Here is a 13,300-nt window from a genome sequence, read left to right as displayed (position 1 = left end):
GACTAAAAAATCAAATTGTCCATCAATCAAAGGAATCCATACCCACCCCGAAGGGCAAGCTGGGGTTCAATAAATTGGCATTGAACATAGTGCACGCTGTTGAGTTCTCAAGAAACGGACGCACCCGGTTCGGCACCCATCGGGCGCCTCATCCGAGGCTTGTTTCGTTTGTTCCATCCGGTCATCCCGAGGGACGCATCCGAATGCTTCAAGCGAGTCGAAGAATTGCTTCTTCGTGGCTTGGAATCGTTCCGCTTGAGGCCGATGAGCTCTTCCGCTCTTTCGCACCTTTGGGGCAACGAGTGATTACATTACGTGGATCCCGGGGGTCGTGCAACTCAGCGCTGCATCCCGGGCGTGTCGCGCGGAAAGACGGTCGAACGCCAGGAGCAAGGACGGTCGAACGCCGGGAACGACGAAGGGCTCCGGACGCCCGCTGGAGCGGACGACCGAAGCCCTCGGATCGTGGATCGGGACTACTCGACGAAGATGCCCGCGAGCGTCTTCTTGCCCCGGCGAAGCACGGCCATGCCGCCGCGCGGCACGCGTCCCTCCAGGGTCGCCGTCTCGTCGTCGACCCGCACGTTGTCGAGCGAGACCCCGCCCTGCGCGATGGCGCGCCGGCCTTCGCTCTGGCTTGTCACGAGCCCGGTGTCGGCGAGGACCTGCGCGATCGAGGCATCGGGTGACGTCGTCGTGTTCGGCAACTCGCGGAGCGCGGACTCGAGCGTCTCCGCGTCGAGCGCTCCGAGATCGCCCTGCCCGAACAGCGCCTGGGAGGCCGCGATGACGGCGGCCGTGGCATCCGCCCCATGCACGAGCGTCGTCACCTCGGTCGCGAGCACCCGCTGCGCCTCGCGTCGGAACGGCTCGCGCTCCACGAGGTCGGCGAGCTCCTCGATCCGCGCCCTGCTCAGGAAGGTGAACACCTTGAGCCGGCCGATCACGTCGGCGTCGTCGGTGTTGAGCCAGAACTGGTAGAACCGGTACGGGCTGCACATGGCGGCATCCAGCCAGATGGCGTTGCCCTCGCTCTTGCCGAACTTGGTGCCGTCGGAGTTCGTGATGAGCGGCGTGCCGATGGCGTGCACGCTGCGACCCTCGACGCGATGGATGAGGTCGGTGCCGCTCGTGAGGTTGCCCCACTGGTCGCTGCCGCCCGTCTGCAGGACGCAGTCGTACTGTCGATGCAGCTCGAGGTAGTCGAAGCCCTGCAGGATCTGGTAGCTGAACTCGGTGTAGCTGATGCCGGCGTCGGAATTGAGACGCGACGCCACCGCGTCCTTCTTGAGCATCGTGCCCACGCGGTAGTGCTTGCCGATGTCGCGGAGGAAGTCGATGGCGCTGAGACCCTCGGTCCAGTCCAGGTTGTTCACCAGGCGCACGGCGTTCGGACCCTCGTTGGAGAGGAAGCGGCTCACCTGCGCGCGCAGGTTGCCGACCCACTCGGCGACGGTCTCCTTGGTGTTCAGCGTGCGCTCGGCCGTGGGTCGCGGATCGCCGATCAGGCCCGTCGAGCCGCCGACGAGGCCGAGGGGCCTGTGGCCGGCCAGCTGCAGCCGCCGCATCGTCAGCAGCTGCACCAGATTGCCCAGGTGGAGGCTCGGGGCGGTGGGGTCGAATCCGCAGTAGTACGTGATGGGCTCGCCGGCGAGGAGCTCCTTCAGCGCGGCCCGGTCGGTGGACACGTGGACGAGACCGCGCCAGACGAGCTCCTCCCAGACGTCGTCGAAGGAGTCGTCGTTGTGCTGGGTTGCGAGGATGACCGGGTCTGACACGCCAGCAAGGCTACCAGCGTGGTGCACCTCCGCGACTTCATGCCACAGGCTTGATATGAAAGGATTAAGCTTGTAGCATTGATCTACAGAACTTCACGGTGCAAGGTTGATCGCACTGCCCGCACGGCCGCCAGGAGGCATCCATGTTCGTCATCACCGCCGACCAGGTCGCAAGCCGTCGCGAGCGAGACCGTGCAGGCGGCCTCGTCGACGAGCTCACGCGACGGCACGGCGACGAACTGCTGTTCCCGCCCGACCAGACGGCCGGCGACGAGATCCAGCTCGTCACCCGATCGGCGGCGACGGCCCTCGCGATCGTGCTCGACGTGACACGAATCGGGAGGTGGAGCGTCGGCGTCGGCGTCGGCGGGATCCGGATGCCGCTGCCGGATGCCGCCCGCAAGGCCAGCGGCAGCGCATTCATCGCCGCTCGGGAAGCCGTGGGCGCCGCGAAGCGCGCCGAGGGTCGCTTCGCACTGCGCGCGGCCGGTGACCACTCGCGGCCCGCCGCCGACGTGGAGGCGCTCGTGCGGCTGCTCGTGCTCCTCAGGGAGCGACGCACCGACCCAGGATGGGAGGTCGTGGAGCTCATGCGCGCCGGGCGCCGCCAGAAGGAGGCGGCCGCACTCCTCGCCGTGACGCCGGCCGCCGTCAGCGCGCGACTCAAGGCCGCCATGTGGCGTGCGGAAGAAGACGCCCGCCCAGGCCTGGAACGCCTGCTCGCCGAGCTCGACGCGGAATCCGAACGCGCCGCGACCACGTGACCGCCCGGTGGGGGCGGGCCTCGTTACACTGCTCGAAGCCACGGCCGTGCGGTCGCTGCGCGGAAGGAGCCCCGTGAACCTCGTCGCCGTCGCCGATGCCATCGCCTGGTCGGCGCTGCTCCTCTCGCTCACGGCCGCGGCCGCGTTCTCGGTGCTCGCGTTCCTGAAGCCGAGATCGGCATGGTTCTGGTTCGCGACCGTCACCCTCGGCATCGCGATCATGGCCGCCGCGTCCATCTCGGCGCCGGCCGAGTTCGGCTTCGCGCCGCTCATCACCGTGCTCGGCTTCACCGTCGCGATCTTCGGCGGGAGCCCGGCCGCGGCCACCGCGTTGAACCTCGCGATGGGGACGAGCGCGCCTCCCGGCCTCCACGGCGGCATCATCGTCGCCGAGCGGCCCACCGCCGAGGAGCAGCGTCAGGGCGTCACCGCCGGTGGCCGCCGCGAGGTGCTCCGAGGCGGGCTCACCATCGGCGTGCTGGAGCGCGTCGCCACCGCCGGCTCGATCATCGCCGGTTTCCCCGAAGGCCTCGCGATCGTGGTGGCCGTGAAGGGCGTCGGCCGCTTCACCGAGCTCGAGGCGCCCGAGGCGCGCGAGCGGTTCATCATCGGCACGTTCGCGAGCCTGATCTGGGCCTGCGTGGCAGCCCTCGTCGTGCACCTCGCGGTGCACTGAGCTCAGTGCTCGGCCCGCTGGTCGAGCGTGTCGGAACGTGTCAGTCGTGCGACCTGGCGTGCCGCCGGTACGGCGACACCCCGAGATCGCCCGGGATCCAGAACCGCCAGGGGAACGCCGCTCCCCCGCCTGCACCGCTCACGCCCGTGCGCGGACCGGACGCGAACGGTTCGGGGCGCGCGGGAACCTCGAGCGCGAACGGCGGTGCCAGCAGGTCGGCCCCGCTGGCCGCCAGCGGCACGCCGAGCGCGACCGCGAGCCGGGCCGGTCCCCGCGCGAGGTCTCGATCGGGGGCGCCGGGCCGACGCCGACGTGCGAGCTCGAGTCCCTCGACGATGGTGCCGCCGCGCAGGAGCACCGCCGATGACATGCCCGGGACTCCGGCCACCACGTTGAGGCACGTGTGCATGCCGTAGGTGAAGTACGCGTACAGGTGCGCCGCCTCGCCGAACATGACCGCGTTCCTCCTCGTCATGCCACGGAACGCATGCGAGCCGGGATCCTCGCCGACACCGCGGTACGCCTCCACCTCGGAGATGCGCAGGCCCACCGATCCGTCCTCCGAGTCGTGCGTCAGCACGGCGCCGAGGAGTAGCGGCGCGAGCTCCACGGAGTCGCGCGCGAAGTACTCGCGCGGTGCCGTGACGAGCCGGTCCGTCATCCGTCGCTCAGCGGCCCGCGACCGGCAGGCCCCCGACGAGGTGCCGCACGCGATCGGCGAGCCGGGCGAACTGCTCGTCGACCCGGACGGGCGCCGTGCCCCCGAGGCCGTCGCGACTCGACACCGACCCCTCGACCGTGAGCACGCCACGGACCTCGGGCGTCAGGTGCGGCGAGATCGACGCGAGCGCCTCGTCGGAGATCTCGTCGAGCTCGAGCCCGTGCTCCTCGGCGTAGCGCACCACCGCACCCGTGATCTCATGGGCATCGCGGAACGGCACGTGCTGCTTCACCAGCCACTCCGCGACATCCGTCGCCAGCGAGAACCCGGCGGGCGCGAGCTCGGCCATGCGCTCGGTGTGGAACGTCAGCGTGGCGATCATGCCCGTGAAGGCCGGCAGCAGCACCTCGAGGGTCTCGACCGAGTCGAACACCGGCTCCTTGTCCTCCTGCAGGTCGCGGTTGTACGCGAGGGGCAGGCCCTTGAGCGTGGCGAGGAGACCCGAGAGGTTGCCGATGAGGCGCCCCGACTTGCCGCGGGCGAGCTCGGCGATGTCGGGGTTCTTCTTCTGCGGCATGATCGAGGACCCGGTCGAATAGGCGTCGTCGAGCGTGACGAACCCGAACTCGCGCGTGTTCCAGAGGATCACGTCCTCCGCGAGTCGCGACATGTCGATGCCGATCATCGCGGTGACGAACGCGAACTCCGCGACCACGTCGCGACTCGCCGTCGCGTCGAGCGAGTTCTCGGCCGGAGCCGCCAGGCCGAGGTCGCGGGCGACGGATGCCGCATCGAGGCCGAGGGTGGACCCGGCGAGCGCTCCCCCGCCGTAAGGCGAGACATCCGCCCGCTTCGTCCAGTCGACGAGGCGCTCGAGGTCGCGGGACAGGGCCCACGCGTAGGCGAGGAGATGGTGGGCGAGCAGCACCGGCTGTGCGTGCTGGAGGTGCGTGCGCCCCGGCATGACGGCGGTGCGGTGCGCGTCGGCCTGGGCGGCGAGCGCGTCGATGAGGTGCACCAGCTGCTGGCCGATGGTCGCCGCGTGGTCCTTCAGGTAGAGGCGCACGAGCGTCGCGATCTGGTCGTTGCGACTGCGCCCTGCGCGAAGCTTGCCGCCGAGCTCGGGACCGACGATGCCGATGAGCGCCGCCTCGAGGGCGCCGTGCACGTCCTCGTCGGCGTCGGCCGCGACGATCCCTCCAGACGAGACGTCGGACTCCAGCTGGTCGAGGCCGGCGAGCATCGACGCGAGCTCGTCGTCGGTGAGGTAGCCCGCGGCGGCCAGCGCCCGGGCGTGGGCCCGCGATCCGGCGAGGTCGTAGGGCGCGAGCTGCCAGTCGAAGTGCGTCGACTTCGAGAGCCGCGCCAGCTCGGGCGACGGCCCGCTGGCGAACCGGGCGCCCCAGAGGGACCCCTCGTTGGTGCCGTGCTCGTCGGCCATCAGGCGTCCTTCCGCTCGAGCAGCCACACCAGCAGCGCCTTCTGCGCGTGCAGCCGGTTCTCGGCCTCGTCCCAGATGATCGACTGCTCGCCGTCGATGACGTCGGCGGTGACCTCGTAGCCGCGATCCGCCGGGAGGCAGTGCAGGAAGACGGCGTCGGATGCCGCGAGCGACATGAGGTCGCGATCGACCCGGTACCCGCCGAACGTCGCCACCCGGTGGGCCTTCTCGTCCTCCTTGCCCATCGACACCCAGGTGTCGGTGACGATGACGTCGGCGCCCGAGGCCGCCTCCGCGGCATCCGTGAACAGGCTGACGGAGCCGCCGGTCGTCGCGGCGATGCGATCCGCGTCGGCGACGACGGATGCTGCGGGCGCGAACTCCTCGGGCGAGGCGACCCGCACGTGCATGCCCGCCGTCACTCCCGCGAGCACGTACGACTGCGCCATGTTGGACGCCCCGTCGCCGAGGAAGGTCACCGTGAGCCCGGCGAGGCGGCCCTTGTGCTCGCGGATGGTGAGCAGGTCCGCCAGCAGCTGGCACGGGTGGAAGTCGTCGGAGAGGGCGTTCACGACGGGCACGGTGGTGCCCGCCGCCATCTCCTCGAGGCCGGCCTGCCCGTAGGTGCGCCACACGATGGCCGCGACCATGCGCTCGAGCACCCTAGCGGTGTCGGACGGGGTCTCCTTGCCGCCGAGCTGACTGTTCGCGGTCGAGATGATGAGCGGCGAGCCGCCGAGGTCGGCGATGCCGACGGCGAACGACACCCGGGTGCGCGTCGACGACTTGTCGAAGATCACGGCGACCGTCTGCGGGCCGGCGAGCGGCTTCGTGCCCCAGCGGTCGGCCTTCAGGCGCTCGGCGAGGTCGAGGATCTCGGCCTGCTCGGCGGGGGTGATGTCGTCGTCGCGGAGGAAGTGGCGGGTCATGCGGTTCCGTTCGTGTGGATCGGGTCGTGCGAGGTCTGCGTGGTCACGTGATCCGCGCGGTCAGTGGCGCGCCGGCGTGACGGCGTCGAGGGCGCGGGCGAACTTGTCGGCGAACTCGTCGATCTCCGCGTCGCCGATGATCAGGGGCGGGGCCATGCGGATCGTGGAGTCATTCGCAGCGTTGACGATGAGGCCGGCCCGCATCGCCTCGGCGGTGAGCCGAGTGGCGATCGGCTCGGTGAGCGCGATGCCGATGAGCAGGCCCCGGCCACGAGTGCCGGCGACGAGCGGCGACGCGAGTGACGCGATCCGCTCCTCGAGCTGCCGGCCGCGCACTGCCGCGTTCTCGACGAGGCCGGCGCGCTCGATCTCGCCGAGCACCGCGTTCGACACCGCGGTCGCGAGCGGGTTGCCGCCGAAGGTGGAGCCGTGCTGCCCTTTGGAATAGAGCGACGATGCACGGCCGAAGGTCACGAGGCCGCCGATGGGGAACCCGCCGCCGATGCCCTTGGCGACGGTGATCGCGTCGGGCGTGATGCCGGCGTGCTGGAACGCGAACCACTCGCCGGTGCGGCCGGCGCCGGTCTGGATCTCGTCGACGATGAGCAGCGCACCGTGCCGGTGCGTCAGCTCGCGGGCGGCCACGAGGAATCCGTCTGGCAGTTCGACGACGCCGGCCTCGCCCTGGATGGGTTCGACGAAGAGCGCGGCGACCCCGTCGTCGAGCGACGCCTCGAGCGCCTCGATCGTCGCCGGGATGTGCTCGACCCCGCCGGGCAGCGGCTCGAAGGCCTCGCGCATGTGCGCCTTGCCGGTGAGCGCGAGCGAGCCCATGGTGCGTCCGTGGAAGCCGTCGACCAGCGCCAGGACGCGGCCGCGGGCGCCGCCCGAGTTGTTGAGGCGCGCCAGCTTGAACGCGGCCTCGTTCGCCTCTGCGCCGGAGTTGCCGAACCAGGCGCGCCCCTGGTCACCCGTGCCGGCCAGGCGGGTGATGCGCTCGGCAAGCTCGAGCGCGGGCTCCGTCGTGAAGTAGTTGGACACGTGCGCGAGGCGGGCCGCCTGCGTCGAGACGGCCTCCACGAACACCGGGTGCGCATGCCCGAGCGAGTTCACCGCGATGCCCGCGAGGAAGTCGAGGTACTCGTGCCCCGCGTCGTCCCAGACCCGGGCGCCACGGCCGTGGTCGAGCTTCGCGAGCGGCATCCCGATCGAGCGCATCACGCGCCGGTCGAAGCGGCCCTGCCACTCGTTGAGGTCGTCGAGAGCGGTCATGCGGGCACCACCTCCGTGCCGATGCCCGACTGGGTGAACACCTCGAGCAGGATCGAGTGCGGGATGCGCCCGTCGATGATGGCCGCCTTGGCGACGCCGCCCTCGACGGCTTCGAGGCACGCTGCCATCTTCGGGATCATCCCCGACTCCAGCTTCGGCAGCAGGGCGGTGAGCTCGGCCACGTCGATCACCGACACGAGCGAGTCGCGATTGGGCCAGTCACGATAGAGGCCGGCCACATCGGTGAGGATCACGAGCTTGGCCGCGCCGAGCGCGACGGCGAGCGACGCGGCCGCGGAGTCGGCGTTCACGTTGAGCGACTGTCCGGGCGTGCCGCCGTCGGGCGCGATCGACGACACGACCGGGATTCGGCCGGCGTCGAGCTGCGCGTGCACCGCGGCCGGATCGACGGCGACCACGTCGCCGACGAGCCCCAGGTCGACCTCGACCCCGTCGACCACCGCACCCCGGCGGCGACCGGTGAACAGCCCGGCATCCTCACCGGAGAGGCCGGCGGCCAGCGGCCCGTGCTCGTTGATGAGCGAGACGAGCTCGCGATTGACCTGGCCCGACAGCACCATGCGCACGACGTCCATCGTCTCGGGCGTCGTGACCCGGTAGCCCCCGCGGAACTCGCTCTCGATGCCGAGCCGACCGAGCATCGCGGAGATCTGCGGCCCGCCGCCGTGCACCACGACGGGCTTGATACCCGCGTAGCGCAAGTAGACCATGTCCTCGGCGAACGCGCGCTGCAGCTCGGGGCTCACCATCGCGTTCCCGCCGAACTTCACCACGATCGTCTCGCCGTGGAAGCGCTTCAGCCACGGCAGGGAGTCGATGAGCACCTGCGCCTTGTCGCCCGCCGTCGCCGCCCAGGCCGCCTCGCCCGCGGCATCCGCCCCGTTCGTCGTTGCGTTCTCGTCGCCCATGCTCAGCTCGCGTACGCGCTGTTCTCATGCACGTAGTCGTGCGTGAGGTCGTTGGTGAGGATGGTGGCGGATGCCTCGCCGGCGTGCAGCTCGACGAGCACGTGCGTGGCGCGCGGCGAGAGGTCGACCTGCTCGCGCGGCGCGTCGGGCCGGCCGGCATGGCACACCCGGACGCCGTTCATGGACACGTCGACGAGGTAGGGGTCGAACGGCGCCTGCGTCGTGCCGATCGCCGCGAGCACCCGGCCCCAGTTGGGATCGTTGCCGAAGATCGCCGCCTTGAACAGGTTGTTGCGGGCGACCGAGCGGCCCACCTCGACGGCGTCGTCCTCCGTCACCGCACCTCGGACCTCGATGGCGATGTCGTGACTGGCACCCTCCGCGTCCTCCTGCAGCTGCTGTGCGAGCGATTGGCACGCCTCGGTGACGGCCGCGGCGAACTCGGCCGGCTCGGGAACGACGCCCGACGCGCCCGAGGCGAGCAGCGTGACCTGGTCGTTCGTGGACATGCAGCCGTCGGAGTCCAGCCGGTCGAACGTGACCCGGGTGGCGGCGCGGAGCGCGTGGTCGAGCGCGTCGGAGGCGACGTCGGCGTCGGTCGTCAGCACCACGAGCATCGTCGCGAGGCCCGGTGCGAGCATGCCCGCACCCTTCGCGATGCCGCCGAGGCGCCATCCGTCGCCCTCGACCACCACGGTCTTCGGACGGGTGTCGGTCGTCATGATCGCGCGGGCGGCATCGGGGCCGCCGTCGGTCGACAGCCGGTTGGCGGCCGAGAGCACGCCCTCCTCCAGGACCTCGCCGTCGAGCTGCTCTCCGATGAGCCCGGTGGAGCAGACGAGCACGTCGCCGGAGGAGACGCCGAGGGCGCCGGCGGCGGCCTCGGCCGTGCCGTGCGTCACCTGGAACCCCGCGGGCCCGGTGAAGCAGTTCGCCCCGCCGGAGTTGAGCACGATCGCCGCCACCTGTCCGTCGGCGATGGCCTGCTCCGACCACAGGATCGGGTTCGCCTTCGCGCGGTTCGACGTGAACACCGCCGCCGCCGCGTTCGACGGACCGCGGTTCACGATGAGCGCGAGGTCGAGGGCGCCCGAGCGCTTGATGCCGGCCGCGATCCCTGCGGCCTCGAATCCCGCGGGAGCGGTGACGGTCACGGGGCGACTCCGTTCACGGGAAGGCCGGTGGACTCGGCGAGCCCGAGCGCGATGTTGGCCGACTGGATGGCGGCACCGGCGGTGCCCTTCACGAGGTTGTCGACGGCGGTCACGACGACGACCCGGCCCGCCGCCTCGTCGACCGCGAGTCCCATGAGCGCCGTGTTCGCGCCGAGCACGTCGGCGGTGCGCGGGAACTGCCCCGGAGGCAGCAGCTGCACGAAGCGCTCCCCCGCGTAGGCGTCCTCCCAGGCCGCGCGTACGGCCGAGGCATCCGTGCCCGGAACGATGCGGGCGGTCGACGTCGCCAGGATGCCGCGCGACATCGGCACGAGCACCGGCGTGAACGAGATGGTCGGAGCCGCGGCACCCGCCCAGCGCAGCGACTGGGAGATCTCGGGGATGTGCCGATGGCCGCCCCCGACGGCGTACGGGTTCGCCGAGCCGAGGAGCTCGCTGCCCAGCAGGTGCGCCTTGAGGCTCTTCCCGGCACCGGACGGGCCCACGGCGAGGACGGCGACGAGGTCGCGGTCCTCGATGACGCCGGCGCGGATGCCGGGGGCGAGGGAGAGGGCCACGGTCGACGCGTTGCACCCGGGAGCCGCGATGCGGCGCGCGCCCGTGAGTCGTTCGCGCTGGGTGCCCGACAACCGGGGCAGCTCGGGCACGCCGTAGGCCCATGCACCGTGGTGCGCGCCCCCGTAGAACGTCGCCCAGTCGGCGGACGACTCGAGGCGGTGGTCGGCCCCGCAGTCGATCACGAGGGTCTCGGGTGACAACTGGGCCGCGATGGCTCCGGATGCCCCGTGCGGAAGCGCGAGGAACACGACGTCGTGGCCGGCGAGCGTGTCGGCGTTCGTCTCCCGCAGCGTGAGGTGCGTGTAGGTGCGCAGGTGCGGCTGCACGGCCACGAGCGGCTGGCCGGCGTTCGCGTGCCCCGTGACGGTGCGCACCTCGAAGTCGGGATGGTCGGCGAGGAGGCGCAGGATCTCCCCTCCGGCATAGCCGGACGCGCCGGAAACGGCGACGGAGTACGTCATGGAATCCACCTTAGGGTCTGTGCGGTCGGGGCGAGGGCCGGGCGACGCCCCGCGACAGGCCGTCTAGGCCGCGACAGGGGTCGCCGAGATTCGGCGCTCGCCACGACGTCGGTTGCGCACGACCGGGACACGCGGGACGCGTGCGGCGGAGGCGAACCGGGTGGCGGACATGTGGCGACCCTATCGAGGCGAGCGGCCGACGCGCAATTCGAGGTGTCGCCCGATGACGCGGCCCCGTCGGCCGCATAGGCTCGGCACGCGGCATCCGACCGCGCCATCGAGGAGGAGACCATGGCCCTGCGCGTGCTGTTCATCGGCGGCAACGGCATCATCAGCTCGGCGTCCAGCGCCCGCATCGTCGAGCGCGGCGACGACCTCACGCTGCTGAACCGCGGACGGAGCACCGACCGACCGCCGATCACGGGAGCGCGGCACCTGACGGGCGACGCCGACGACGCGGCATCCGTCGCGGCCGCCATCGGCGACGAGACGTTCGACGTCGTCGCGAACTTCCGCTCGTTCTCGCCTGCGCAGGTCGAGCGCGACCTCCGCCTGTTCGAGGGGCGCTGCCGGCAGTACGTCTACATCTCCTCCGCATCCGCGTACCAGAAGCCGGTCGGGCACCTGCCGATCACCGAGTCGACGCCCCTGCGGAACCCGTACTGGCAGTACTCGCGCGACAAGATCGCGAGCGAGGACCTGCTCGTCGCCGCCTACCGCGAGCGCGGATTCCCCGCCACGATCATCCGACCGTCGCACACGTACGACGGCACGAGCGTGCCGCTCCTCGGCGGCTGGACAGCGATCGACCGGATGCGGCGCGGGAAGCCCGTGGTGGTCCAGGGCGACGGCACGAGCCTCTGGACGCTCACGCACACCCGCGACTTCGCGGTGGCGTTCACCGGGCTCCTCGGCAACGACCGCGCGATCGGCGAGGCGTTCCACATCACGTCGGACGAGGTGCTCACCTGGGACCAGGTCGGCGCGGCGCTCGCCAGGGCCGCGGGCGCCGAGTTCCGTCCCGTGCACATCGCGAGCGAGGCGATCGCGCGTGAGCTCCCCGACGACGGACCCGGCCTCCTCGGCGACAAGGCGCACTCGGTGATCTTCGACAACACGAAGGTGAAGTCCCTCGTGCCCGAGTACCGGGCGATCATCCCGTTCTGGCGGGGCGCGCAGGAGATCGTCGACTGGCACGACGCCGACGCCGCACGACGCGAGGTCGACGCGGATCTCGATGCCGCGTTCGACCGTCTCATCGAGCGCCACGGGGGCTGAAGCCCCTCCCGGATCGGGCTACTCGCGGACCGTGGCCCCGGCGCGCTCGGCGGCGAGCCGCGCCCCGGCGAGCTTCGCCTCGCTGGCCTCGGCCGCGGTGAGCGTGCGGTCGGCGGCTCGGAAGCGCAACGCGAAGGTCAGGCTCTTCGAGCCCTCCGGCACCCCCGTGCCGCGATAGTCGTCGACCAGCTGCAGGTGCTCGAGCAGCTCGCCGGCACCTTCGCGCACCGCGGCGGCGACGGCCGCAGCCGGCACGTCGGCGGGCACGACGAGCGAGAGGTCCTGCGTCGCGGCGGGGTACGTGCCGATCTGGCCGGCCTCGAGTCCGGGTTCGGTGAGCGCGATGACCTCGTCGAGGTCGAGCTCTGCGACCGCGACGACGCGCGGCAGGTCGGCCGCCTCCGCCACGGCGGGAAGGAGCTCGCCGGCGAAGCCGACCGTGCGACCCGCGACCTTCAGCTCTGCGGTGCGTCCGGGATGCAGCGCCTGGTGCGAGCCCTGGGTCACCTCGATCTCGGCACCGACGGCGAGTCCGATCTCGCGCACCGCGTCGAGCGCGTCGATGATTCCGGCGGGAACGGCGGCCACGCCCGGCTGCTTCGCGACGACGTCACCGACGACGAGCACTCCGACGTGGCGGGGCTGCGGCGGGATGCCGGCCTGCAGCGTGTCGAGCTCGGTGTCGCTCGGACGCGCATCGCCGATCGGCAGCGTCGGCGAACCGTAGGTGCGGCCGAGCTCGGGCAGGAACACGGTGCCGAGCTCGAACAGGGACACGTCGACGAGTCCGCGCGAGCGGTTGCGCTTCGCCGCCGTGATGAGCCCGGGAAGCAGCGAACGCCGCATGAGGGCGGTGCTCGCGTCGAGCGCGTTGGCGAGCTTCACGGATGCCACGGGCGAGCCGTCGGCGCTGCCGAACCGCGCGTTCTCGGCCTCGGTCGCGAACGGGAACGAGAGCACCTCGGTCGAACCGGCGGCCGCGAGCGTGTCGGCGACGCGGCGCCGGATGCGCTGCGAACGGGTGAGGCCGCGTCCGGGCGGCGCCACCGGCAGGACCGACGGGATGCGGTGGTAGCCGGCGAGCCGGGCCACCTCCTCCGCCAGCTCGGCCCGACCGGTGAGGTCGGGACGCCACGACGGCGGCACGACCTCGAACCCGCCGTCGACACGCGTCACCGCGCCGCCGACCTCGGCGAGCGCGTCGTGCACCTCCTCGTCGGAGTACTCGACGCCGATGAGGCCCGAGACGTAGCCGTCGGGCAGCAGGATCGCGGCACGCGCCGGGGCGTCGTGGATGAGGGAGCCGCCGAACGCGAAGACGCCCATGAACGCGAGCACGCCGATGGCTGCGGCGATCGTGTCGGGCAGCAGCCCGGCG

Annotated in this window: 12 protein-coding genes; 3 read left to right on the top strand and 9 right to left on the bottom strand. The window is 71.4% G+C overall.

Annotated features, from left to right (window positions below; all coding sequences use genetic code 11):
* Positions 1–476 precede the first annotated feature (476 nt).
* Positions 477–1,778, bottom strand: a complete 1,302-nt coding sequence (tyrS, locus tag GH736_RS08580) for a tyrosine--tRNA ligase (RefSeq protein WP_159602130.1) — start codon at positions 1,776–1,778, stop codon at positions 477–479.
* A 143-nt stretch (positions 1,779–1,921) separates the two neighbouring features.
* Between tyrS and GH736_RS08575 the strand changes: the two genes are divergently transcribed.
* Together GH736_RS08575 and GH736_RS08570 are read left to right on the top strand one after the other, a co-directional pair.
* Complete coding sequence (locus tag GH736_RS08575) at positions 1,922–2,542, top strand: DNA-binding protein (RefSeq protein WP_159602128.1); 621 nt, start codon at positions 1,922–1,924, stop codon at positions 2,540–2,542.
* Between the two features lie 73 nt (positions 2,543–2,615).
* The gene (locus GH736_RS08570) at positions 2,616–3,218 is read left to right on the top strand and encodes a hypothetical protein (protein ID WP_159602126.1); all 603 of its coding nucleotides are present in this window, start codon (positions 2,616–2,618) and stop codon (positions 3,216–3,218) included.
* A gap of 40 nt (positions 3,219–3,258) precedes the next feature.
* On the opposite strand, the gene GH736_RS08565 is transcribed toward GH736_RS08570, so the two are convergent.
* From GH736_RS08565 to argC, 7 genes are read right to left on the bottom strand one after another with little or no spacing between them, the layout of a single operon-like run.
* A complete protein-coding gene (locus GH736_RS08565; RefSeq protein WP_159602124.1) occupies positions 3,259–3,879 on the bottom strand; it encodes a DNA-3-methyladenine glycosylase in 621 nt (206 codons plus the stop codon).
* A 7-nt stretch (positions 3,880–3,886) separates the two neighbouring features.
* Positions 3,887–5,320, bottom strand: a complete 1,434-nt coding sequence (gene argH / locus GH736_RS08560; RefSeq protein WP_159602122.1) for an argininosuccinate lyase — start codon at positions 5,318–5,320, stop codon at positions 3,887–3,889.
* Positions 5,320–6,249 (bottom strand): ornithine carbamoyltransferase, encoded by a 930-nt coding sequence (gene argF, locus GH736_RS08555; RefSeq protein WP_159602120.1) that lies wholly within the window; start codon positions 6,247–6,249, stop codon positions 5,320–5,322. Before argF ends, argH begins: the two co-directional genes overlap by 1 nt.
* Before the next feature lie 60 nt (positions 6,250–6,309).
* Positions 6,310–7,521: an acetylornithine transaminase gene (locus GH736_RS08550; protein WP_159602118.1), complete on the bottom strand. Its 1,212-nt coding sequence runs from the start codon at positions 7,519–7,521 to the stop codon at positions 6,310–6,312.
* Entirely contained in the window at positions 7,518–8,450 is a 933-nt protein-coding gene (argB, locus tag GH736_RS08545; protein ID WP_159602116.1) for an acetylglutamate kinase, read from the bottom strand. The genes GH736_RS08550 and argB overlap by 4 nt, the downstream gene beginning before the upstream one ends.
* A 2-nt stretch (positions 8,451–8,452) precedes the next feature.
* The gene (gene argJ / locus GH736_RS08540) at positions 8,453–9,604 is read right to left on the bottom strand and encodes a bifunctional glutamate N-acetyltransferase/amino-acid acetyltransferase ArgJ (RefSeq protein ID WP_159602114.1); all 1,152 of its coding nucleotides are present in this window, start codon (positions 9,602–9,604) and stop codon (positions 8,453–8,455) included.
* The gene (gene argC / locus GH736_RS08535; protein ID WP_159602112.1) at positions 9,601–10,644 is read right to left on the bottom strand and encodes an N-acetyl-gamma-glutamyl-phosphate reductase; all 1,044 of its coding nucleotides are present in this window, start codon (positions 10,642–10,644) and stop codon (positions 9,601–9,603) included. Before argC ends, argJ begins: the two co-directional genes overlap by 4 nt.
* A gap of 291 nt (positions 10,645–10,935) precedes the next feature.
* Between argC and GH736_RS08530 the strand changes: the two genes are divergently transcribed.
* Positions 10,936–11,922, top strand: coding sequence for an NAD-dependent epimerase/dehydratase family protein (locus tag GH736_RS08530; protein ID WP_159602110.1), 987 nt, complete (start codon positions 10,936–10,938; stop codon positions 11,920–11,922).
* An 18-nt stretch (positions 11,923–11,940) separates the two neighbouring features.
* On the opposite strand, the gene GH736_RS08525 is transcribed toward GH736_RS08530, so the two are convergent.
* The coding region (locus GH736_RS08525) for a phenylalanine--tRNA ligase subunit beta-related protein (protein ID WP_456236769.1) at positions 11,941–13,300 on the bottom strand (1,360 nt) is incomplete at its 5' end.

Origin of the sequence: Agromyces humi, assembly GCF_009720255.1 — a bacterium.
GTDB lineage: Bacteria > Actinomycetota > Actinomycetes > Actinomycetales > Microbacteriaceae > Agromyces > Agromyces humi.
Note: the sequence above shows the minus strand (reverse complement) of the source record. Positions and strands in the feature narration are given on the sequence as shown.

Coding starts and splice junctions, on each gene's coding strand:
- GH736_RS08575 (WP_159602128.1), top strand. CDS start 1,922: ATGTTCGTCATCACCGCCGACCAGGTCGCAAGCCGTCGCGAGCGAGAC.
- argH (WP_159602122.1), bottom strand. CDS start 5,320: ATGGCCGACGAGCACGGCACCAACGAGGGGTCCCTCTGGGGCGCCCGG.
- argC (WP_159602112.1), bottom strand. CDS start 10,644: ATGACGTACTCCGTCGCCGTTTCCGGCGCGTCCGGCTATGCCGGAGGG.
- GH736_RS08565 (WP_159602124.1), bottom strand. CDS start 3,879: ATGACGGACCGGCTCGTCACGGCACCGCGCGAGTACTTCGCGCGCGAC.
- argB (WP_159602116.1), bottom strand. CDS start 8,450: ATGGGCGACGAGAACGCAACGACGAACGGGGCGGATGCCGCGGGCGAG.
- GH736_RS08530 (WP_159602110.1), top strand. CDS start 10,936: ATGGCCCTGCGCGTGCTGTTCATCGGCGGCAACGGCATCATCAGCTCG.
- GH736_RS08550 (WP_159602118.1), bottom strand. CDS start 7,521: ATGACCGCTCTCGACGACCTCAACGAGTGGCAGGGCCGCTTCGACCGG.
- argF (WP_159602120.1), bottom strand. CDS start 6,249: ATGACCCGCCACTTCCTCCGCGACGACGACATCACCCCCGCCGAGCAG.